At 52.8% G+C, this 407-nt stretch carries 1 protein-coding gene; it reads right to left on the bottom strand.

The window, feature by feature from the left end:
* A partial coding sequence (locus tag DK188_RS00005; RefSeq protein WP_198672939.1) for a DUF7507 domain-containing protein occupies positions 1-407 on the bottom strand: 407 nt, incomplete at both ends.

Genomic DNA, 407 nt, shown 5'->3' on the forward strand with positions numbered 1-407 from the left:
CAGTCACTACTTGGGCAGGTGCCATTGTACCGATAGCCTGATTCAAGCCTGTCAATGGATCCACCAAGGTCACATTATCCAAGGTCTCGTTGCCCGTATTCGTTACAGTCAAAGTATAGGTAATCACATCACCAACCTTATCGTAAGTTGAGACATCTGCTGTTTTCGTCAAGGCGATACCTGGGCTCTGAACTGCCGTCACTGTGGCCGTAGCCGTAGCCGTCTGGATCACACTGTTCGGATCCTCGCCCGTTACTGTTGCAATATTCACATAGCTGCCACCATCCACATCTGACTGGGTTACCGTGTAGACGGCTCCAACTGTTGCACTCTGGCCCGGTGCCAACGTGCCCACCTGTGGATTGCCCAACGTCGTGCCCGCATCGCTTACCGTCACATTGTCCAAG

This window comes from Algoriphagus litoralis (assembly GCF_003259255.1).
GTDB classification, from domain to species: Bacteria; Bacteroidota; Bacteroidia; order Cytophagales; family Cyclobacteriaceae; genus Algoriphagus; species Algoriphagus litoralis.